We start from the raw sequence: 19,801 nt of genomic DNA, 5'->3' as shown, positions 1-19,801 counted from the left end.
CTGGGCAGGAAGATCACCGCAGCCCGGGGAGCGGACCCCGGCATCGGCGACCCCGACCGGCCCTCACCCGTTGGCCGGTCGAATGGTTGTCTGTCTTCTTGTCATATCGGTCAGGCGTGAAGATTCATAACACAGGCATGGTTGCGAACGCGGGTGAGTTTTTCGGGGGCGGACCGGGCAACGCAGGCAGACCGTGGCCGCGGCGGAGAGCCGTCGGGCGGAACAACTGCAGGTGCTCAAGGAGTTCGTCGCGAAAGCGCAGGAGGCCGAGCGGGTCGCTTACAGCCGCCCTGAGCAGTGGGGCGATGATGAGAACGGCTGGATGACGGGCGCCGTGCCCGCCATGACCGCGCTGTGGACGGCGTCGGGCAATGTGATGCTGATGTGCGACGAAGCACTGCACGAGCCCGTCCGCCTCTGCGGGTACGCGCTCAACCAGGCGGTGTGGAGAGACATCGGCGACACCGAAGTGAACGAGCACCTCGAGACACACAAGGCCGCGTTCATGACCGCGGCGCGCAAGAGTCCGGCCTCCGGCTGACGGGGCGCCAAGCGGAGCGGTAGCACCAAGACCTCGCCCCAATGTTCAGTCGATACAGAACTCGTTGCCCTCGATGTCCAGCATCGGGATGCAGGACTCGTTTTCCTCATCGGCGTACAGCGTCTGCACGTGGGTCGCACCGAGCGCGACCAGTCGTGCGCACTCGGCCTCGAGCACGGCGAGGCGCTCGTCCCCCACGAGCCCGGTGCCGACCCGGACATCGAGATGCACCCGATTCTTGACGATCTTGCCTTCGGGGACGCGCTGGAAGTACAGGCGCGGGCCCACGCCCGAGGGATCACTGCAGGCGAACCATGATCCCTGCTGCTCGGGAGGCAGGGTGCGGTTGAAATCGTCCCAGGTGGTGAACCCTTCCGGTGGCGTCGGCATGACGTATCCCAGCACTTCACACCAGAAGCGAGCGAGGCGCTCCGGTTCTGCACAGTCAAAGGTGACTTGGAACTTCTTGATCGCAGACATCGGCGCACCGTAGCGCGTAACTGGGGACTCTGCCGCTCAATTTCCCGGGCAGATCTGCCCGTCACCCGTCGCACCCTGGGCCGCCCCGGACATCAAGTGCTCAAACCGAACAGCCCACGAGAACGACGCGACTGTGGCGGCGGAGCGTCCCAGTGGTCCCCAGGAACCAGTCCTGATCAACTGCCTTCAGGCCAAGATCAGTTGCGGGGCAACGCTCAAAGGGTGTTCCAGAGGGCCGTGATCAGGCAGCCTGAGCCGGCCTGTTGGGGTGTTTGGTTTGGTCACGCGGGTGCCGTCCGTGATCCACATGTCTTCTGGGGCATCGGCCGCGCGGGAGACGGCTCGATCGCGAGCAGGGGCCCCAGCTGCCGCATCGTCAGATTCGTGCGGTAGTACACCGCGACCACCAGTATTTGCTCGGCCGGCGGCAGCGACCATGGCCGGTCCCGCAAGGTGCCGTTGCGCCGTTACCGTCCCGCACTCGCACCACCTTGAACAGGCGCGCGAACTGCGTCACTTGCAGGCAGGTGAACGTCTCCACCCACACCTCTCCGGCCCTCAACACCCCAGCCATACCGGAGTGCTCAGCACACGGCTTTGTGCGACACCCTTCAGGCTCCGAACGCCATCTTCGAGACGTCGTCCCACTTCCGCCATTCGTCCAGCCGCGCCTGGTACTCCTTGGTGACCATTTCCAGGGGACCTTCACCGAAGAAGATCCGCAGTGGCGGCTGTTCCGCGTCGACCACGGTGAGGATCGCGGCTCGCGTCGCACCTGGATCGCCGCGCCGCGCGGAGATCCGCGTCATGGCGGCGCGGAAGTCGTCGTAGGCGGGCAGGTGTTGGGCCTGTACCGCGGAGGGGCCGGCCCATCCGGTGGCGTAGCCGGCGGGTTCGACCAGGGTGACCTTGATGCCGAAGTCCTTCACCTCGGCGGCGAGGCTCGCGGTGAAGCCCTCCAGGGCGAACTTGGACGCGTGGTAGAGGCCCAGTCCGGGCAGGGAGACGACGCCGCCGATGGACGACACCTGGATGATGTGGCCCGATCCGCGGGCGCGCAGGTGTGGCAGCACCGCCTGGGTGACCCAGAGCGCGCCGAACAGATTGACCTCGATCTGCTCGCGGGCCTGTTGCTCGGTCACCTCCTCCGACATGCCGAACAGGCCGTAGCCCGCGTTGTTGATGACGACGTCGAGGCCACCGAACTTGTCGACCGCCTCCTGCACGGCTTCGAACGCCGCCGCGCGGTCGGCGACGTCGAGTTGCAGTGGCAGCACCGCGTCACCGTACTTCGCGACCAGGTCGTCGAACGCGGACTCCGAGCGGCTGGTCACGGCGACCTGGTCGCCGCGTTCGAGCGCGGCTTCCGCCCATTCCAGGCCGAACCCCTTCGAGGCTCCGGTGATGAACCACGTCTTCGGCATGATTTTCCCTCGCTCACTCTCTTGTTCGCTGACCAACAAGAACAGGATCAGTGAACTTGGTCGGCGACCAAGATGTCAACCCATGGCGACGCGCCCCTTGTGCGGCGACCAAGGGGCACGTTACGGTTCTTGTGCGGCGACCAAGATGATCGTCGGCCCTGCCCGTCCTGTCCTGCGGCAGGAGTCGGAATTGTTTTCGGGACGAAAGGATCGCTCTGCGGCCATGGATACGACTGAGCGCTATCGGGATCTTTTCCACGGTATGTACACGTGGGTCTCAGGCCTGTGTGATGTCGAAAAGGGCAGTGCTGTCGACGAGATTCACCGCTACTGGGCGGACGACGGGCGGATCGTCACCTTCGGTCGGGTCAAGGCGGCCGGTATCGAGGCGCTGCGGAAGCACTTCGAAGCCTTTCCCGAGCTGTACGAGAAGGTGGAGGTCCGTCAGCCGTACTACACGTACCTGGAATCGGGGGACAGGGTCGTCATCGAGCACGACATCCTGATCCGTACGCGAGACGGCGAACACGCCGTCATCGCCGGGGAGGCCGGGCGGGAGGGGTTCCGGGTGACGTCGATCTTCACCGTCCTCGACGGCAGGATCACGGAAATGCGGGAGGTCGCCGCCGTCAAGGCAGGGGAGGACTGACCGTCAATCAGAGGCTGTGACCGCTTTTGCGGCGCAGCCACATGTTGCGGCAGGAAATGCCGTATCTGTTCAGGTCCGGCCTGTCCTGGAAGAACCGCCCCTGATCGCCGGCCAGCCAGTCGCGCACCGCCGACACGACTCCACCGGTCTCGCCCGGGGGCTTTATGTGCACGCACAGTTCCGGAGAATCTATGAGACCGTCCTCGACCACGAAGAAGCCTTCGTCGGGGACGAACCGGGAGTAGTGGCGCAGTGCCGCGTGGGTGGTCTCGTAGGCGTGTCGGGTGTCTTCTACGACGAGACAGCGTGCGCCCTGCGGAATGTGCTCGGCGACTTCGAAACTGGTGTCCTGATCCAGGATGTCGCCTTCCAGCAGGGTGATGTGCTCGGCGTAATGGCTGTCGGCGGCGGCCAGGACGTCATGCGTGTTCTTCTGGGAGAGGTCGACGGAGATCACGCGGATGTCCTGGGGGGTCAGACCGTAGGCGGCCATTGTCCGCAGTCGATCCCGGAACCACAGCGCCGAGCCTCCTGAATGGGTGCCGAGTTCCACGACCACCCGCGCCCGGGAAAGCCACAGTAGATGCTCGAACATCCGCAGGTCCTCGGGGAATTTCATGAAACGGACGCCTGCGTACGAATCATGCACATGCTGGCCCACGCGATCCTGCCAGTAGGTCAGCAGGCTCCCCTCGGCCGGGGCCTCCACTCCGGGCGGAAGTAATTCGGGGTCGTCGACGTAGGGCGGAAGGACGGCTGACTCCTGGTCGGTCATTGCTTTTCCCATCTGTGGTTCCGGGGGGAAGGGCAAGCGGGAATGCGCGTTCCGGCTGGCGCCCAGCAAGCGGAGAACCTACCACCGCTTAGTGTCGGCGGAGAAGGTTTCCCGTAGATGATCCGAGCCTTGGAGGCAATTATTCTTGCCCATGAGGTGACGATACCGGTGTGCGAGAGGGATCACCGTGAGAGGCTGTACGGCATGGGGGCAGCGGCGGACGATCAGGCGGCCAGGGGATTCCTGGCAGGGATCCACATGGGGGACATCTGCTGGACGAGGGCCGGGTGCGGCTGGTGATGACCACTGCCGAGAACCCGGAACTCTGGGCGTTCCTGACCTCACTTCGCCCCGGTGAGATTCTGTCCGAGACGGTCGCCGCGATCGAGCGGTTCGGCGTGTTCGTGTCGCTGGACGACGGCCCCGACCACCCGGTCTTCCCCGGCGTCGGGTTCATCACGATCCCCGAACTGTCATGGCGTCACATCGACGCGGTGTCCGACGTCGTTCGGGTCGGACAGCGCGTCTCGTGCGAGTTCCTCCAGTTCGACGACTGGAACGGAGAGGCACGGCTGTCCTTGAGAGCAATGCAGCCGGACCCCTTCGAGGTGTTCGTCGAAGGGGTCACGGTGGGGCAAACACTGCGGGGACAGGTCACCAAGGTGGTCCCGTTCGGTGTCTTCGTCAGGGTCGCCGACGGCATTGAAGGACTGGTCCCTCTACGGGAGTTCGCCGGGATGCCCGTGGAGACGGCGGAGAGCATCCCTCAAGTGGGCGACGAGCTCGCGGTCGTCGTCACCGAAATCGACCGGGAGTGGCGCAGGGTGGCGCTGTCCCCAGCACGCTGACCGTGAACTTCCCTACGCCACCGAGCCGTTCGGCATGAACCGGGTGCCGCGATCCGCCCCCGCCCGCCACCTCGCGGACACGGATCACGCCACCCGCCTGGGCCGTAGCCTCAGGACTTGACCGGTCGCCCCCGACCCCACGCCCAGGCGAGGCGGTCCGCGCCGGACTGGTTGGTCGTGGCCAGCCAGGGGCGGGCCGCGTCGCCGACGAGCTTCTGGATCGAGTACGTGTCGTCGGTGCGCAGGCCGGGCCAGTAGACGGAGCCCATGCCGAGCTTGCGGAAGGTGTCGGTGTCGGCCTGGATGAAGTTGACCGAATTGTCGTCGGGAGTGGGCACGTTGTAGTTCAGGCCCGTGGTCATCGGGGCGCCGAACTCGTCGGCCACCGTGCGGTTCGCGCAGTCGCCGAGGCGTACCTTGAGGTCGCTCACCCACTGGTCGTAGGTGGCGTAGTCCTTCCAGAAGCCGTAGTGGTGCAGGGAGAGGTAGGTGCCCTTCAGGCGCGGGTCGGCGCAGACCGTGGTGACGTGGTCGTTGTAGCCGGCGCCGCTCACGAAGACCCGGTTGCGCGGCACCCGGGAGTAGGTGTCGAGCCACTTGGCGGCGAGGTCGGCCCACTCGGCGTCGGTGTAGCCGTGGGGCTCGTTCATCGGCTCGAAGTAGACGCGCTCGTTGTGCTGGTAGGCCTTGACCACGGTGTCCCACATGGGCCAGTACGTGGCGGGGTCGTCGATGAAGCCGTCCTTGTTGGCGCCCGTCCCCTCCCAGTACGACACGATGACCTTGAAGCCCTGCGCCGTCGCCGCGTCGATGACACCGCGATACGACTTCCAGTAACTGCCGTTCACCGTGTACGGGTTGATGGGCAGCCGCACCGTGTTGGCGCCGAGGTTGGCGCGGAACGCCGCGATGACACGGCTCGCCTTCGTGTACGTCTGGGCGTAGGTGTCGGTGAGCGACAGGCCGGACAGGACGACCGGGTCGTCGGCGTAATTGTCGCGCGGGTCGGCCCAGTTGACGCCCTGGAACTGGGACGTGTTCGTGCTCGGCGCGGCGGAGGCGGGGCTGCCGGCCAGCGTGGTGCCGGTGACCGCGGCGATCGCGACGGCCACGAAGGTGGCCCGCAGACGGGTTCTGGCGGGGTTGGTGCGCATCGACTTGCCCTTTCAGGAATGGCGACTCGGCGCATGGCGGGGCCCGCGCGCGGCTGAGCGGCCGTTGGAACAGGTACCGGGCGGGACGGGGATGTCGGCTCGCCGTCTCCGGACCCGGTGGGCTCGGCGTGAGGGAGTGGAGGGAGATGTTTACGCAAACATGGCGGCGCCGGAATCGTGGCATCCGGCACCGCCATCGTCAAGGTTTCCCGCACGTAACGTCGTTGGTGTCCTACGACGGCGCTACGGCTTGATGCCCACCCCGGTCCACAGGCTGACCTCGGCGTCCGTGGGCGGCTCCGCCGTGACGGCGTCCTCGTCGGCCGCGTCGGGGCGCCAGCGGTGGCCGACCGCGATACCGGGTTCGAGCAGGTCGAGCCCGGTGAAGAAACGGGAGACGTCCTTCTGGGACCGGAACTGCACCGGTGTCCCGGCGTTGGTGTAGATCGACGTCACCTTCTCCCAGGTGGCGGGGTCGAAGTCGGGCGTGCAGTGGCTTACGGCCAGGGCGCTGCCCGAGGGGAGAACCGACAGCAGGCGCTCCACGAGCCCGTACGGGTCCTGGGCGTCGGTGACGAAGTGCAGGAGCGCGTTGAGGGAGAGCGCGACCGGCTGGTCGAGGTCCAGTACCTCGGCCAGTTCCGGGGCGTTGAGGAGCGTCTCGGGGTCGTTGACGTCCGCCTGCACATAGGTGGTGCGGCCCTGCCGGGTGCTGCGCATCAGCCGCTCGGCGTACTTGAGGACCAGCGGGTCGTTGTCGGCGTAGACCACCCGGGCCTCGGGGACCACGGACTGGGCGACCTGGTGCAGGTTCGGTTCGGTGGGGATGCCGGTGCCGATGTCGAGCCACTGCCGGATGCCGTGCTCCCGGGCCAGGACGCGGGTGGCCCGGTGCATGAACGCACGGTTCTCGCGGGCGCAGACGAAGATGGCCGGGTAGGCCGCCGCGACCGTCTCGGCCGCCTGCTTGTCGACCTCGAAGTGGTCCTTGCCGCCCAGGTAGTAGTCGTACATGCGGGCGGAGTGCGGCCTGCTGGTGTCGATGTCCCGCGCGGCGTGGGGGTTGGTCATGCTGTCCCTCTCAAGTGGTGTGCATCGGCGTCTCGGGCAGGTCGCAGCCGGGCCGGCTCCAGTTCCTCACGCCCGTGGTTCTGGTTCAGCCGGCCATCAGATGGTCGGCCAGGCCGCGCTTGACCCCGGCGACGAACGCGGCCATCTCCTGCGGCGTGTAGATCAGCGCGGGTCCTGCGGGGTCGGTCGACTGGCGCAGCGCGATGCGGCCGTCGGCGAGTTGCTTGGTCTCCACGCACTGACCGCCGTTGGGACCGCTCCAGGGGCATTCCCAGCCCTGCTCGCCGAGGTTCGACGCGGGCATCCCGTTGTAGACCGTGTTGTCGGTGGTGGTCATGAGTACTCCTTGCGCATGCGGTTCAAGAGCGCCTTGCTGTCCGCGGACGAGGTCAGCAGCGACATCCTGTTGTGCGCCTCCAGATGGGCCGCGACGTCGGATCGCTGGTCCAGATACATGGAGGCGGAGAGGATCTCGCTGTAGACGACGTCGGGCAGCTCCGGCTCCTCGAACCGGAAATAGGTGAAGGGTGCGCACGCCCCCACGTGGGCACCCGCCGAGAACGGGACGATGTCGACACTGACGTGGTCCAGTTCCGAGACCTCGAGGAGCCGGTCTATCTGGTCCCGCATGACCGCGGGACCGCCCACCACCCGGTGGAGCACGGCTTCTTCCAGCACCGCCCACAGCGTGGGCGAGTCCGGCCTCTCCAGCAGACTCTGGCGGCGCAGACGTAACTGCACCCGCCGTTCAAGGTCTTCGTCGTTGTCGTTCGGGAAGCCGCCGCTCAGTACGGCACGCGCGTAGTCGTACGTCTGGAGGAGTCCCGTGACGTAGTGGGGTTCATAGGTGCGCAGGGTCTTGGCGCCGGTCTCCAGGCTCACATAGGCGGTGAACCAGCCGGGCAGCACATCCCGGAAGTCGTGCCACCAGCCGGGCCGGTTGGCGCGCTCGGCGAGGGTGACGAACTCCTCGATCTCCTGCCGGTCGGCGCCGTAGGTCTCCAGCAGCTTCTCGACGTAGAGCGGCTTGAGGCCGACCTCGGCCTTCTCCAGGCGGCGGATGGTCAGGGACGTGACCCGCAGGGCCCTGGCGGCGTCCTCCAGAGACACGCCCGCGTCCTGCCGCCGGTCCTGCAGCCGTCGGCCCAGGATCATGCGCAGGACCGTGGGTGCACCGGCGCCCGAACGAGCTTCGCTCACGCCCAACCTCCTGAGGGACTGTCACCGGCGCCAGTCTGACAGCGACTTGCTGATGCCGCCAGACAGAATTCGGCGTTCTGTAATTATCAGGGAGCCGGTTGCAGCTTGAACTGACCTATGGGCATAGTTACTTGTGTCAGTGATCTAGGCCCCCCGCCGGAACACCCCAATTCCGGCACGCCTGTTGCCGACGACTCGTGCTCTCCCGCCTGCGCACGCCCCCGATGGAAGGCGAACCACCGTGTCCCCCCACACGACTCCCTCCCCGCAGCTTTTAGACGTCGCCAGCCCCGACTTGGCGCACTGGCTGGAACTTCCTGCGCACCGCTCCGGCGTCCGGGTCGCCCGCCATGTCATGGGCGCGCAACTGGCCAAGTGGGGCCTGCCCGAGAGCGTGCGTGACGACGCGGTGCTCCTTGTCTCGGAGTTGGCCACCAATGGCGTGTGCCACACCCCCAGCGCGCGGCTCCTGTGCGGGGTCGGGATCGTCGACGACCGCTGTCTGCGCATCGAGGTGCACGACCACGACTACACCGGAGGCGGGCTCTCCCGCTGCGAGCCGTGTGCCGACGACGAGAGCGGGCGCGGGCTGTTCATCGTGCAGGCTCTCGCGGACACCTGGGGGGTCGACCGGTCGGCGCTCACCGGCGGCAAGGCCGTGTGGGCCATGCTGCCGACCGGGCGCTGATCCCGGGCGATGCAGGGGGCGAGGACGCCCGCGGCCTGTTCAGGTGGTCGCGGGCGTCAACTCGGCCAGCAGCAGCGTGCGGTCGTCGGCTCCGGGCGCCGCGCCGGGGGAGCGGAGCAGCCGCTCGCACAGCGCGGGGAACGCGTCGGGGCTGCCGGGCGGCGCGGGTTCGGCGGCGGCCTTGTCGAGGGCCGAGGCCAGCCGGGCGATCTCCTGGTCGATGTCGGAGTGCCGGGACTCCACCAGTCCGTCGCTGTAGAGCAGGAGCAGGGACGGCTCGGAGACGGTCAGCACCGTGGGCTCGTAGTTGCCGGTGCCGAGTCCCAGCGGCAGTCCCGCGCTGGCGAGGACGACGGGTGCGGCCGGCCCCTCGGGTCCGCGCAGCAGTGGGGGAGGGTGCCCGGCGCCGACCAGGGTGCAGGTGTGCGACGCCGCGTCCCACTCGGCGTAGATGCAGGTGGCGAAGGACGCGCCCGGGGTGTCGTAGGCCAACTCGTCGAGGCGGCGCATGAGTTCGGCCGGTTCCATGTCGAGCCGGGCCAACGTGCGTACGGCCGTGCGCAGTTGGATCATGGCGACGGCGGAGTCGGGGCCGTGTCCCATCGCGTCGCCGACGACCAGGCCGACCCGGCCGCCGGGGCGTGGCAGTACGTCGAACCAGTCGCCGCCGATGATGTTGCCCTGTCCGGCGGGGAGATAGCCGTGGGCGATACGGCAGCCGGGGAACTGCCGGGCCGGGTCCGGGAGCAGGCTGTTGCGGATGGCCAGCGCGGTGCGGCGCTCGCGTTCGTAGCGGCGCGCGTTGTCCAGGGCCACCCCGGCCCGGGCCGCCAGCGACTCCACGGCCACGGCCTCGCCGGGCAGGAACGGTTCCCGCTGCGGGCCGCGGGTGCAGGCGATGAAACCGATGACGGCGCCGCGCAGGTGGAGCGGCACCACGAGGAAGGACGCCGTCCGCAGCAGATCGTCTATGCGCTGCGCGTCCCCGCCCGCGGAGGCAAGCAGCCGCTGCGAGGTGTGCGTGTCCACCCCGTCGAGCACCTGGGTGTGCCCGGTGGCGAGGGCGCGCGCGTACGGCGTCTCGCGCGGGAAGACGATCACCTCACCGACCGGCAGCACACCGTCCCAGGTCTCCTGCGCCTCCGTGCCCACCCGCACCGCCAGCCTGCGCGCCTCGATCTGGGCCGGATCCACGGAAGGCGTCGCGTTCTCCTCCAGCACCCACCGCTCCAGCAGATACACCGACGCCGCGTCGCAGAACCCCGGTGTCAGCGCGTGCACGACGTGGGTGCCGGTCAGCCGCAGATCGAGCTCCGAGCCGATCACGTCCGCGGCGGGGGCGAAGACCTGTCTGCGGCGTGGGGGCCCGGCAGGGAGTGCGTCACCGTGGTGACTGAGCGGTTCGTTCCGCAGGGTCGTGCCTTTCCGGGTGGGGACCGGCCGCGTGGCGTGGGGCATGCGGTGTCTGCCGCGCGTTCGACGGCAATCATATGATGACTCGTCAAGGATCTTCGGGCGAAGAGGAGTTGCAGTGCCGGGTAGTGGAGGTCTGCCGCAGGGGATCGATCCGGACAAGGCGAGCGTCGCCCGAATGTACGACGCGATGCTGGGCGGCGAGCACAATTTCGCCATAGACCGCGAGGCGTTGGCGGCGTTCACGGCGATCGACCCCCAGGTGCGCACCCTGGCCCGGGCCAACCGCGACTTCCTCGGCCGGGCCGTGCGTTTCCTGGTCGCCTCCGGAGTACGGCAGTTCATCGACCTCGGCTCGGGCATCCCCACCCAGGGCAACGTCCACGAGGTCGCGCAGGCGGCCGGCCCCGGCGCCCGCGTGGTCTACGTCGACAACGACCCGGTGGCCGTGGCGCACAGTACCTCCCTCCTCGCCGACAACCCTGACGCGGACATCGTCGACGGCGACATCCGGCGGCCGGCCGAGGTCCTGTCCGCCCCGCAGGTAAGGAAGTTGATCGACTTCGAGCAACCGGTCGCCGTCCTGATGATCACGATCCTGCACTTCATCACGCCCGCGGAGGACCCGGCCGGCATCGTCGCCGCGTTCCGCGACGCGCTGCCCGACGGCAGCTGGCTGGCGCTGAGCCACGCCACCAACCAGGACCGCCCGGACACCGCCGCGGCCGTCGGCCAGTTGTACCGCTCGAAGGCCACCTCGCCCGTCACCGCCCGTTCCCACGACGAGATCCTGGGCCTGTTCGACGGCTTCGACCTCGTCGAACCCGGTCTGACCTACGTCCCCCTGTGGCGCCCGGACGCCGAGGACGAGATCCCGGAGAACCCGTCGGAGTACTGGGTCTACGCGGGCGTCGGCCGCAAGGGCGCGTGAGGGAGCGCGCGAGCCGCCGGGCCATGTTCCGTACCGAAGGCCAGGTGTCCGCCCCGGATTTGACCGAACGAGGGGGAGTGAGACGTGCGAACCGGGGCAAGGGGCTCTTGTCGGTAGTTCGTTCGAACGAATGGGGTGGGCGTTATGGGAGCCGTGACGGCAGCGAAGGCACCGGCCACGGCAGGGCGGCGGGTGGCGGCCGAGGAGTCGCTCCCGTTGATCGCGGAGCCGTCGAAGGTGAGCCCGAAGGACGCGCGTGAGCTGTCGCGCCAGTTCTTCGACCGGCTGACCTCGCTGGAGGAGGGCACCCACGAGTTCCAGTACGTGCGCAACACCCTGATCGAGATGAACCTCTCCCTCGTGCGCTACGCGGCGGCCCGCTTCCGCAGCCGCAGCAACAACGAGATGGAGGACATCGTCCAGGTCGGCACGATCGGACTCATCAAGGCGATCGACCGCTTCGAACTCTCCCGTCAGGTCGAGTTCACCTCGTTCGCCGTCCCCTACATCGTCGGCGAGATCAAGCGCTTCTTCCGCGACACCAGCTGGGCCGTCCATGTGCCGCGCCGGCTGCAGGAGGCCCGCGTCGAGCTCGCCAAGGCGACCGAGGAACTCCGCTCCCGCCTCGGCCGTACGCCCACCACCCGGGAACTGTCCGAGCTGATGTGCCTGACCGAGGAAGAGGTCATCGAGGCCCGCAAGGCGTCCAACGGCTACACCTCCTCCTCGCTCGACGCCGCGCTCAGCTGCGACGCCGGCACCGAGGGCGAGACCGTGCTCGCCGACGTCATCGGCGCGCACGACCCGGGTCTCGAACTGGTCGACGACCTCAGCTCCTTGGCCCCCCTGATCGCCCAACTCGACGAGCGGGAGCGGAAGATCATCCACATGCGCTACGTCGAGGAGCGCACCCAGGCCGAGATCGGCGAGGAACTCGGCGTCTCCCAGATGCACGTGTCCCGCCTCATCAGCCGTATGCTCCGGCGCCTGCGCGCGGGGCTGCTCGATCCCGCGGTCGCCTGACGGGACCGTCCTGCCCGACAATCCGGTCCGTTGGGTGAAATCGCCCTCCCTGGACGTCCGTTCCGCGGGACTCTCGTACTGTGACCGGACCGGCACCCAGGGTGCCGGTCCGGTCGTGACAGGGTTGCCGGAAGGGGGAGTTGTGGCGTGGCGGAGTGAGGTGTTCGGGGAGTCCCACGAGGGCATCGTGGGGGCGACCCTCGCCGACGGCAGTGAGCCCAAACCCGTGTATCTGGACGTGGGCAGTGGCACCAACGGATGCCAGACGCGCGAGTGGTGGGCGTACAACGGCTGGCTGGGCCGCCCCAAGGCGGCGGCCTGGCGGGCCTCCTGTGCGTGCGGCTGGCGTGGCGAGAGCCATCCCATCGACTGGGACCAGGTGGAGGACCACGACCTGGACGACCTGGACACGTCCGACGCGTACGAGGACTGGTGGGAGCACATCAGCGCGGTCGAACGCCGTACGGTCCCGCTCCCGGAGGAACTCTCCGATCTGATGGAGCAGTTGGAGGAACGGCTCGACGCGCTCGCGGAGACGGCGCCGGTGGCCGCCGTGAAGGCGGTGGCCATGCTGGAACGCATGGCGGGCCGGGTCGGCAGGGAGGCCGCGTACGGGGTCCGGGCCGACGACATGTCGGGCGAGGCACTCGGCAAGGCACTGGGACTCAGCGTGAACAGGGCGCGTTCCCGGCTCGACCGTTACCTTCGGCCCTACTGAGCGGACGGCCGGAACACCGTGCAGCGGCGCGCCGTACGGCCGCCGGACCGTGCCAGACTGGATGTACCGTTCGCCCCTGCTCCGTCGTTCCCGCACCGCACCGAGGTTGTCCGTGACCAAGCCCCCGGCCCGAGTCCTCCAGCGAAGCAACGCGCGCTCCAACCGGGAACGCATCCTGGCCACGGCCCGCCGGGAACTCGGCCGGAACCCGGACATCACCCTGGAGGAACTCGCCCGTGCCTCCGGTGTGGTGCGGCGCACGCTGTTCGGGCACTTCCCCGGCCGGGAGGCGCTGTTGGAGGCGCTGGCCGAGGAGGCCGCGGACGCGCTGAAGGCCGCGCTGCCCGCCGACCCGGAACCCGCGGAGCGGGAGTCGGCCGACCGGGCGTTCGCGCGCTTCGTCCTGTCGATGTGGACCGTGGGCGACCGCTACCGGCTGCTGCTGGCCCTGGCTCGCCGCGACCTGGGTGTCGAGCGGGTGGCCGAGGTCCTGGCGCCGGCCCGCCGTGCCGCCACGACCATCCTGGACCGCGGTCAGCGCGACGGCGTCTTCCATACTCAGCTGCCTCCCGCCGTACTGAGCGCCGGACTTGAGGCCCTGACGATCGCGCTGCTCGAAGAGCTCAACACCGGCGAGCTGGAGGACGACGGTACGCACGCGGCCGTCGCCGCGCTGATCGCGACCGGGGTCCCGGAGAAGCAGGCGCGTGACGTGGTGGACGAGATCGCGGCCGCGGCGGCTCGCACGGTCACGGACGACTGAGCCCTCAACCACCCTCCCCGCACGGCGAGTCGGCTCACGCCGAACCGCTCCCCGCGCTGTCGTCGGACCGGAAGGTGACCGACTCGCCCGACAGCCGGGCACCGAGCCCGCTCTCCGTCGTGGTGACGGACCGCAGTCGCAGTCCCTCGGGGATGTTCCGCAGCCGTATCGGCCGCTCGAAGACAGTGGTGAGCGCCGCTCGCCCCACGTCGGGCAGCAGGCCGCCGGTGACCTGGAAGTTCTTGAAGGCGATGCGGTTGCCGGACAGCACCGAGACGGTCGCGGCAACGGTGACGTCTGTGCCGGGAGCGAGCAGGACCTTCGCGCGTACCTGGTCGGGGCTCGAGCCCTGGGAGATTTCCAGTCCGAGGGCGTCGGACACGTCCGGGTAGGACAGCAGGGTGGTCCCCTTCGCCGAGCGGGCCAGCGCCTCCCTGTCGTCGTCGGACGTCCTCAACCCCGCCAGACGGAGCGAGAGTTGGCTCACCGGAAGCGGGCCGGTGGTGTCGCTCGCCGGTATGTCGTGTGCGGTGATGTCCACGTTCCGTAGAGTGCCGGCGGCCAGCTGGGTCAGCACGGGGAAGCCCCGGACATGGACCTCCGGCACCCCCGGACGTGAAGTCCGCGTAGTCGTGCGGGTGTTGGTGCGTGAGGTCTGTTTCAGTGGGACGGTCGCAGGTGGTGAACCGTGGCGGCGGCGCTGTCGCGTCCGACGCCCGCGGCGATGAGGGCGGCGGTGGCGGCTGCCGTGCCGTCGTCGTTCCAGAGGCCGGAGTTGACGCATTCCAGCAGCGCCGGCATCTGTGCCTCCAGGGCTCTGTTGAGCGGGCCCGGCGGGACGGCGGTGTGGAAGACGCCCTGCTGTTGGCCCTGGGTGAGGATCCCGATGACGGTCTCGCGGGCCGGGCGGAGGAGCGCGTCGCTCGCGTCGGGGCCGAGGTCGTGGTGGGCGAGTCCGAGGAGCGTGCGGTAGCGGTCGCCGACCGGCCACAGGGCCAGGACGAAGCGGGCCGGCGCGGTCACGGCGTCCGGCGTCGGCGCCCGGGTGGCGGCGCTCACCCGCCGTACCGCCTCCCCGGCGTCCGCGGCGAGGTCCTGGACGAGCGCGGCCCGCCCGGTGAAGTGCCCGTAGACGGTGCGCCGGGCCACGCCGGCCGCCCCGGCGATGTCACCGAGGCTGCAGTCGGGGTCGCGGCCCAGTTCCCGCAGGGCCGCTTCCAGGATGCGGGCGCGGGTGGCCTGTGCCCTGGCGCTGCTGCGGCTGATCACGTCGACACCTCCTGGAGGGGCTGGCTCGTCACGGCATAGTTGCACATCGATGGGCAATAAAATAGTCTGCACATCGGTGAGCAATTAATGCGTCCCCAGGAGTCCCCGATGCCGCTCTTCGTCACCACCCCCGTCGACCGGATGGCCGGGCCCTACGCGCGCCGCCGGTCCGCCCTGATCGTGCTGTGCCTGAGCCTGCTGATCGTGGTCATGGCGAACACCTCACTGATCGTGGCCGCACCCGACATGACCACTGACCTCGGCCTGAGCAGCAGCGATCTGCAGTGGGTCATCGACGGCTACACCGTCCCGTACGCCGCGCTGATGCTCGTGCTGGGCTCGATCGGTGACAAATACAGCCGCCGCGGCGCCCTCGTCACCGGCCTGGTGATCTTCGCCGGCGGGTCGGTGGTGGGCAGCCTCGTCCACGAGACCGGCCTCGTCATCGCGGCCCGCGCGATCATGGGAGTGGGCGCGGCCGTGGTCATGCCGGCCACGCTGTCCCTGCTGGTCGCGATCTTCCCGAAGCGCGAGCGGGCGCGGGCCATCACCGCCTGGACCGCCACCTCGGGCCTCGCCATCGCCGTCGGCCCGCTGGTCGCGGGGTGGCTGCTCAAGGACCACGCGTGGGGCTCCACGTTCCTGATCAACGTCCCCATCGCTGTCCTCGCGGTGGTCGGCGCCCTGGCCCTCGTCCCGCCGTCCAAGGCCGACACGACGTTCCGCATCGACTACGTGGGCGGTCTGCTCTCCATCGTCTCGGTCGGCAGCCTCGTCTACGCCATCATCGAGGGCCCGCACTTCGGGTGGGGCGCGGGACCGGTCACCGCGGCCGTCGTCGCCGCCGTAGGACTGCCCGCCTTCGTGGCCTGGGAGCTGCGCCACCCGCACCCCATGCTCGACGTCCGCAAGTTCGCCCACCGCCCCTTCAGCGGCTCGATGACGGCGGTGCTGTTCTTCTTCTTCGGCACCTTCGGCGCGGTCTACTACGCCACGCAGTTCCTGCAGTTCGTCCTCGGCTACAACGCGCTGGAGACCGGCGTACGACTGCTGCCGCTGGCCGGAGCCGTGTTCCTCGGCGCCGCGGTCACCGGACGGCTCACCCCCAAGCTCGGCATGAAGCCCATGGTGGTGACCGGCATGGTGCTGGGCACCGTGGCCGTCCTCCTGCTCACCCAGGTCGACAAGACCTCCGCGTACGGCGACTTCCTGCCCACGATGACGCTGCTCGGCTTCGCGATCGGGCTGAGCGTCTCCCCGGCCACGGACACGATCATGGGCTCCTTCCCGGAGAACGAGCTCGGCGTCGGCGGCGGCGCCAACGACACCGCGCTGGAACTGGGCGGCTCCCTCGGCATCGCCATCCTCGGCTCGCTGCTGGGCACCACCTACAAGGACAAGCTGACGGACCTGGTCGGCGGCCATCTCCCCGCCGCCGCGCTGGACACCGCCAAGGACTCGGTCGGCGGCGGCCTGGCGGTCGCCCAGGAGATCGCGAAGACGCCGTCCGCCGGTCCGCAGCAGGCACAGGCCCTGGTCGACGCCGTGCACGAGGCCTTCGCCCACGGTGTCGCGCAGACCAGTCTGGTCGGCGGGATCATCATGGCCGCCGGCACGCTGATCGTCCTCGCGGTCCTGCCCGGCCGCCGCGCGGTCGGCGAACCGGAGCCGAAGCCGACGGAGACCAGCCGAGACCAGGAGCACGCCGACTCCGTCTGAACTCCGGTGCGATGCGGGCCCCTTCGTACAGCGGGAGCACCGCACGATCGCGCGCGGCGCCGACGAGTACGGCACGGAGACGGGCGTACGCGCGCGACGAACGAACGGGGGCACACTCCGGTCCGCCGGGCCATGGTGCATAAACTGGCACAGTTCCGCCTCGGCGCCCGCTCCCTCGTCCGCTCGGAGAACACCGTCCCCGCCTTGAGCGGCGCCGGGATCGCCGACGGTTGAAGCTCACTTCACGAAATCGACGGTCCTGCCTGTGCACGCTCCGGACACCACCGCCATCACCCCCGAACCGGCCGACACGGCGCCGCGTCGCACCCGACGCTGGCTGCGCTCGGTAGTGATCACGGTCCTGCTCGCGCTGTTCACCACCGAACTGGTGCTGGGCTGGCCGTCGTTGGCCGCCGCGCTGTCACAGCTGAGCGCACCCCGGCTGAACTGGTTCGCCGTCGCGCTCGTCGCCGAGGTCGCCGCCATGGGCTGCTACGCGCGCATGCAGCGCCGGCTGCTGCGCTCGGCCGGGGTGATCGTGCCGATCCAGAAGCACGTCGCCCTGGCCTACGCCGCCCACTCGCTCAGCGTCACACTGCCCGGCGGACCGGCCTTCTCCACGCACTTCAACTACCAGCAGATGCGCCGCTTCGGAGCCACGCCCGCCGTCGCCTCCTGGTGCATCGCGCTGTCCGGCATACTCTCCGCGGCGGCCCTGGCCGGCGTCACCGCGATCTCCGCGATCGCCTCCGACGGCAGTCTGCAGTGGCACAGCCTCGTCACCCTCGGCTTGGCCGTCCTGCTGCTCACCGTCGGCATCCGGCGCATCACCCGGCACCCGGAGAAGGTCGAACCGGCCACCCGGGCCGCGCTGGCCAAGGTCAACAAGTTGCGGCACCTTCCCGAGACCCAGGGCCTCGACCGGATCCGCGGCTTCGTCGAGCAACTCCGCACCGCCCGGCTGCGACCCCGGCACGCCGTCGCCGCCGCCGTCTTCGCCGTGCTCAACTGGCTGCTCGACGCGGGCTGTCTGTGGCTGTGCTTCCACGCCATAAGCGACACGCAGATCAGCAATGCCCAACTGCTGCTGGCCTTCTGCGCGGGCATGGCCGCCGGCACCCTCACGATCATCCCGGGCGGACTCGGAATCATCGACAGCGCGCTCGTCCTCGGGCTGGTCACGGGTGGCGTGGCGACCAGCACCGCCATCGCCACGGTCGTGCTCTACCGGATCATCAGCTTCGGGTTCATCATCGGCGTCGGCTGGATAACGTGGCTGGTCATCCGCCGCCACAACCGCCGCGAGCCTCTTGTCCCGGTTGTCCAGGGGCTGTCCGACCAATGACATCGGGGCGGAAAACGCCGATGGTGCCCAGGAGGACAGGGGTCCCCTGGGCACCGTCGCGGATATGTCGGCGGGCCGTCAGCTGAGGGTGAAGTCGTCCGCGGTGACGTTGGACTGGCCGTACCAGCCGTGGACGTAGACGGTGACCGTTCCGCTGCTGCCGGTGGTGAAGGCGACCGACAGCTGGTTCCAGCTCGTGCTGTTGGACCAGGTGCTCGCGGAGGCACCGCCGCTCACCCCGAGGTAGGCGTACGGTCCCTGGACCCAGGCGGTGAGCGTGTAGCTCTTGTTGGGGGACAGGGCGACGGTCTGGTCGCATTCGCCGGTACCGCTGGCACTCGGCGTGACCTGAAGGCTGTGGCTTCCGCTGTGCACCGGACTGGAGACCACCGCGCTGCCGCCCGTGCAGGTCCACGGGCTCAGACTGCCGGTCTCGAAGCCCGCGTTGGTCAGCGAGCCCCCGCCACCCCCTCCTCCACTGCTGCTGGTGACGGTGAGCGTGTACGTGGCGCTGTGGCTGCCGGTCGCGGCGGTGCCGGTGACGGTGATCGGGTAGCTGCCCGCGGCCACGGACGAGCCGACCGTCGCCGTCAGCGTCGAACTGCCCCCGGATGTCACGGAGTTGGGGCTGAACGAGACGCTGACGCCGGAGGGTGCGCCGGAGGTGGAGAGGCTGACGGACTCGGCGCTGCCGGAGGTGACGGCGGTGGAGACGGCCGAGGTCGCCGAACCGCCCTGGGCCACCGAGGCTGAGCCCGGCGACAGGGACAGTGAGAAGTCGCTGGTGGTGCCTCCGCCGCCGCCCGTGCCCGTGCCCGTGTAAGGCACGAACGCGTCGGTGAACGCGAGGCTGTTCTGGCTGATCTGACTGCACGTGGGCAGGGAGTTGGCGCTGCCGCTGCACGCCTGGTCCCGGGTGATCGCCCAGAACGCCAGCCGGCCGACGCTGTTCTGCGCGGCGAAGCTCTCCACCGTCTGGGCGTCGGCCAGGGTGAAGGTGGAGCCGTCGTCGTTCTTGCCGATCATCGGGGTGATGCCGAGGTTGGCGTAGGTGTAGCTGGAGTCGACGGACTGCATCTGCGCCAGCGTGGCCTTCGCCGCGGAGACGGCGGCCTGCCCCATCTCGGTGCCGGTGCCCGCGTAGTAGTCCATGGCCATGATGTTGAGCACGTCGATCTTGATGCCCGCGTTCTTGGCGGCCTTGACGATGTTGACGCCGTCGCCGGTCAGCCCGCTCGTCAGCACCGGGAGGGTCATGGAGAACTTCAGGTTCGGGTTGGCCGCCTTGAGGTCCTTCATCGCCTGCATCTGGCGGGCCGCCGCCGCGGTGTCCGCGATGGCGGCGCCCTCGATGTCGAAGTCGAGCTGGGTGACGCCGTAGTCGTTGATGACGGCCTGGTATCCGGCGTCGATGCTGCTCTGCGTCGAGCACGTCCAGGCCAGCGGCTCGCCGCTCGCACCGCCGGAGGAGATGATGACCGACGCGCCCTCGGACTTCGCCTTGGCGATCAAGGGGTCGGTGAAGGAGTCGTTGCCGATGGGGAGTGTGTCGCCCCAGATCTGGTTGCAGCCGACGCCGAGCACGAAGGCCGCTGTGTACGCCTTGAGCTGGTGTCCGGTGATGGCGGTGTCGAGCAGTCCTTCCTGACTGTTCGACATGTCGACGTAGGGGGCCACGGAGTAGACGCTGCTTCCCGCGGCGCTGCTCGCGGGGGCCAGGGCGACGGTGACGCCGGTGACCGAGAGCGCGAGGGTGCACACGGAAGCCGCGAGTCTTGCCAGGCGCATGA

Annotated in this window: 21 protein-coding genes and 2 pseudogenes; 11 read left to right on the top strand and 12 right to left on the bottom strand. The window is 69.0% G+C overall.

Annotated features, from left to right (window positions below; translation table 11 throughout):
* The first annotated feature begins 193 nt into the window (after positions 1 to 193).
* Positions 194 to 541 carry a hypothetical protein gene (locus tag OH768_RS02270; RefSeq protein WP_406449444.1) on the top strand — a complete coding sequence of 116 codons (348 nt, stop codon included), beginning with the start codon at positions 194 to 196 and terminating at the stop codon, positions 539 to 541.
* A 45-nt stretch (positions 542 to 586) separates the two neighbouring features.
* On the opposite strand, the gene OH768_RS02265 is transcribed toward OH768_RS02270, so the two are convergent.
* The 3 genes and pseudogenes from OH768_RS02265 to OH768_RS02255 form a co-directional block, all read right to left on the bottom strand.
* A complete protein-coding gene (locus tag OH768_RS02265; RefSeq protein ID WP_406449442.1) occupies positions 587 to 1,021 on the bottom strand; it encodes a VOC family protein in 435 nt (144 codons plus the stop codon).
* A 282-nt stretch (positions 1,022 to 1,303) separates the two neighbouring features.
* Positions 1,304 to 1,595, bottom strand: a pseudogene (locus tag OH768_RS02260) (transposase family protein); the annotation flags it as partial.
* Positions 1,596 to 1,632: 37 nt separating this feature from the next.
* On the bottom strand, positions 1,633 to 2,445 hold the full coding sequence (locus tag OH768_RS02255; protein ID WP_406449440.1) for an SDR family oxidoreductase: 813 nt from the start codon (positions 2,443 to 2,445) through the stop codon (positions 1,633 to 1,635).
* 82 nt (positions 2,446 to 2,527) lie between these two features.
* Here OH768_RS02255 and OH768_RS02250 point away from each other — a divergent pair, with 82 nt between their 5' ends.
* Positions 2,528 to 3,094: a nuclear transport factor 2 family protein gene (locus tag OH768_RS02250; protein WP_406449438.1), complete on the top strand. Its 567-nt coding sequence runs from the start codon at positions 2,528 to 2,530 to the stop codon at positions 3,092 to 3,094.
* A 7-nt stretch (positions 3,095 to 3,101) separates the two neighbouring features.
* On the opposite strand, the gene OH768_RS02245 is transcribed toward OH768_RS02250, so the two are convergent.
* A complete protein-coding gene (locus OH768_RS02245; protein WP_406449436.1) occupies positions 3,102 to 3,938 on the bottom strand; it encodes a CmcI family methyltransferase in 837 nt (278 codons plus the stop codon).
* Positions 3,939 to 4,168: 230 nt separating this feature from the next.
* Here OH768_RS02245 and OH768_RS02240 point away from each other — a divergent pair, with 230 nt between their 5' ends.
* Positions 4,169 to 4,717, top strand: a complete 549-nt coding sequence (locus OH768_RS02240; protein WP_406449434.1) for a S1 RNA-binding domain-containing protein — start codon at positions 4,169 to 4,171, stop codon at positions 4,715 to 4,717.
* A 110-nt stretch (positions 4,718 to 4,827) separates the two neighbouring features.
* On the opposite strand, the gene OH768_RS02235 is transcribed toward OH768_RS02240, so the two are convergent.
* From OH768_RS02235 to OH768_RS02220, 4 genes are all read right to left on the bottom strand, one after another.
* The gene (locus OH768_RS02235) at positions 4,828 to 5,871 is read right to left on the bottom strand and encodes a glycoside hydrolase family 5 protein (RefSeq protein WP_406449432.1); all 1,044 of its coding nucleotides are present in this window, start codon (positions 5,869 to 5,871) and stop codon (positions 4,828 to 4,830) included.
* Between the two features lie 243 nt (positions 5,872 to 6,114).
* On the bottom strand, positions 6,115 to 6,942 hold the full coding sequence (locus OH768_RS02230; protein ID WP_406449430.1) for an SAM-dependent methyltransferase: 828 nt from the start codon (positions 6,940 to 6,942) through the stop codon (positions 6,115 to 6,117).
* An 85-nt stretch (positions 6,943 to 7,027) separates the two neighbouring features.
* A complete protein-coding gene (locus OH768_RS02225; RefSeq protein ID WP_359604158.1) occupies positions 7,028 to 7,279 on the bottom strand; it encodes a DUF397 domain-containing protein in 252 nt (83 codons plus the stop codon).
* Positions 7,276 to 8,142, bottom strand: coding sequence for a helix-turn-helix domain-containing protein (locus OH768_RS02220; protein WP_406449428.1), 867 nt, complete (start codon positions 8,140 to 8,142; stop codon positions 7,276 to 7,278). The genes OH768_RS02225 and OH768_RS02220 overlap by 4 nt, the downstream gene beginning before the upstream one ends.
* A gap of 241 nt (positions 8,143 to 8,383) precedes the next feature.
* On the opposite strand from OH768_RS02220, the gene OH768_RS02215 reads away from it, so the two are divergent.
* Positions 8,384 to 8,830: an ATP-binding protein gene (locus tag OH768_RS02215; RefSeq protein WP_406449426.1), complete on the top strand. Its 447-nt coding sequence runs from the start codon at positions 8,384 to 8,386 to the stop codon at positions 8,828 to 8,830.
* Between the two features lie 39 nt (positions 8,831 to 8,869).
* On the opposite strand, the gene OH768_RS02210 is transcribed toward OH768_RS02215, so the two are convergent.
* Entirely contained in the window at positions 8,870 to 10,288 is a 1,419-nt protein-coding gene (locus tag OH768_RS02210; RefSeq protein WP_406449424.1) for a PP2C family protein-serine/threonine phosphatase, read from the bottom strand.
* Positions 10,289 to 10,361: 73 nt separating this feature from the next.
* Here OH768_RS02210 and OH768_RS02205 point away from each other — a divergent pair, with 73 nt between their 5' ends.
* From OH768_RS02205 to OH768_RS02190, 4 genes are all read left to right on the top strand, one after another.
* The gene (locus tag OH768_RS02205) at positions 10,362 to 11,174 is read left to right on the top strand and encodes an SAM-dependent methyltransferase (RefSeq protein WP_406449422.1); all 813 of its coding nucleotides are present in this window, start codon (positions 10,362 to 10,364) and stop codon (positions 11,172 to 11,174) included.
* A 144-nt stretch (positions 11,175 to 11,318) separates the two neighbouring features.
* Complete coding sequence (locus tag OH768_RS02200) at positions 11,319 to 12,197, top strand: RNA polymerase sigma factor SigF (protein WP_406449420.1); 879 nt, start codon at positions 11,319 to 11,321, stop codon at positions 12,195 to 12,197.
* A gap of 142 nt (positions 12,198 to 12,339) precedes the next feature.
* Positions 12,340 to 12,915, top strand: coding sequence for a hypothetical protein (locus OH768_RS02195; protein ID WP_406449418.1), 576 nt, complete (start codon positions 12,340 to 12,342; stop codon positions 12,913 to 12,915).
* Between the two features lie 112 nt (positions 12,916 to 13,027).
* The gene (locus OH768_RS02190; RefSeq protein WP_406449416.1) at positions 13,028 to 13,678 is read left to right on the top strand and encodes a TetR/AcrR family transcriptional regulator; all 651 of its coding nucleotides are present in this window, start codon (positions 13,028 to 13,030) and stop codon (positions 13,676 to 13,678) included.
* A 34-nt stretch (positions 13,679 to 13,712) separates the two neighbouring features.
* On the opposite strand, the gene OH768_RS02185 is transcribed toward OH768_RS02190, so the two are convergent.
* Both OH768_RS02185 and OH768_RS02180 read right to left on the bottom strand, forming a co-directional pair.
* Positions 13,713 to 14,342, bottom strand: a complete 630-nt coding sequence (locus OH768_RS02185) for a DUF2993 domain-containing protein (protein ID WP_406465112.1) — start codon at positions 14,340 to 14,342, stop codon at positions 13,713 to 13,715.
* On the bottom strand, positions 14,339 to 14,947 hold the full coding sequence (locus tag OH768_RS02180) for a TetR/AcrR family transcriptional regulator (RefSeq protein ID WP_406449414.1): 609 nt from the start codon (positions 14,945 to 14,947) through the stop codon (positions 14,339 to 14,341). The genes OH768_RS02185 and OH768_RS02180 overlap by 4 nt, the downstream gene beginning before the upstream one ends.
* Positions 14,948 to 15,055: 108 nt before the next feature.
* On the opposite strand from OH768_RS02180, the gene OH768_RS02175 reads away from it, so the two are divergent.
* The 3 genes and pseudogenes from OH768_RS02175 to OH768_RS02165 all read left to right on the top strand — a co-directional run bounded on the left by OH768_RS02175 (position 15,056) and on the right by OH768_RS02165 (position 18,011).
* Complete coding sequence (locus OH768_RS02175; RefSeq protein ID WP_406449412.1) at positions 15,056 to 16,666, top strand: MFS transporter; 1,611 nt, start codon at positions 15,056 to 15,058, stop codon at positions 16,664 to 16,666.
* A gap of 108 nt (positions 16,667 to 16,774) precedes the next feature.
* A pseudogene (locus OH768_RS02170) lies at positions 16,775 to 16,900 on the top strand (extradiol ring-cleavage dioxygenase); the annotation flags it as partial.
* 31 nt (positions 16,901 to 16,931) lie between these two features.
* A complete protein-coding gene (locus OH768_RS02165; RefSeq protein WP_406449410.1) occupies positions 16,932 to 18,011 on the top strand; it encodes a YbhN family protein in 1,080 nt (359 codons plus the stop codon).
* A gap of 78 nt (positions 18,012 to 18,089) precedes the next feature.
* On the opposite strand, the gene OH768_RS02160 is transcribed toward OH768_RS02165, so the two are convergent.
* Complete coding sequence (locus tag OH768_RS02160; RefSeq protein WP_406449408.1) at positions 18,090 to 19,799, bottom strand: carbohydrate binding domain-containing protein; 1,710 nt, start codon at positions 19,797 to 19,799, stop codon at positions 18,090 to 18,092.
* Positions 19,800 to 19,801 lie beyond the last annotated feature (2 nt).

Source organism: Streptomyces sp. NBC_01622 (genome assembly GCF_045209635.1).
Taxonomy (GTDB): domain Bacteria; phylum Actinomycetota; class Actinomycetes; order Streptomycetales; family Streptomycetaceae; genus Streptomyces.
Note: the sequence above shows the minus strand (reverse complement) of the source record. Positions and strands in the feature narration are given on the sequence as shown.

Bases quoted from the DNA above. Each gene is read 5' to 3' on its own strand.
- OH768_RS02250 (WP_406449438.1), top strand. From the start codon at position 2,528: ATGGCGACGCGCCCCTTGTGCGGCGACCAAGGGGCACGTTACGGTTCT.
- OH768_RS02210 (WP_406449424.1), bottom strand. From the start codon at position 10,288: ATGCCCCACGCCACGCGGCCGGTCCCCACCCGGAAAGGCACGACCCTG.
- OH768_RS02175 (WP_406449412.1), top strand. From the start codon at position 15,056: ATGCCGCTCTTCGTCACCACCCCCGTCGACCGGATGGCCGGGCCCTAC.
- OH768_RS02265 (WP_406449442.1), bottom strand. From the start codon at position 1,021: ATGTCTGCGATCAAGAAGTTCCAAGTCACCTTTGACTGTGCAGAACCG.
- OH768_RS02230 (WP_406449430.1), bottom strand. From the start codon at position 6,942: ATGACCAACCCCCACGCCGCGCGGGACATCGACACCAGCAGGCCGCAC.
- OH768_RS02240 (WP_406449434.1), top strand. From the start codon at position 4,169: ATGACCACTGCCGAGAACCCGGAACTCTGGGCGTTCCTGACCTCACTT.
- OH768_RS02200 (WP_406449420.1), top strand. From the start codon at position 11,319: ATGGGAGCCGTGACGGCAGCGAAGGCACCGGCCACGGCAGGGCGGCGG.
- OH768_RS02235 (WP_406449432.1), bottom strand. From the start codon at position 5,871: ATGCGCACCAACCCCGCCAGAACCCGTCTGCGGGCCACCTTCGTGGCC.
- OH768_RS02225 (WP_359604158.1), bottom strand. From the start codon at position 7,279: ATGACCACCACCGACAACACGGTCTACAACGGGATGCCCGCGTCGAAC.
- OH768_RS02160 (WP_406449408.1), bottom strand. From the start codon at position 19,799: ATGCGCCTGGCAAGACTCGCGGCTTCCGTGTGCACCCTCGCGCTCTCG.
- OH768_RS02255 (WP_406449440.1), bottom strand. From the start codon at position 2,445: ATGCCGAAGACGTGGTTCATCACCGGAGCCTCGAAGGGGTTCGGCCTG.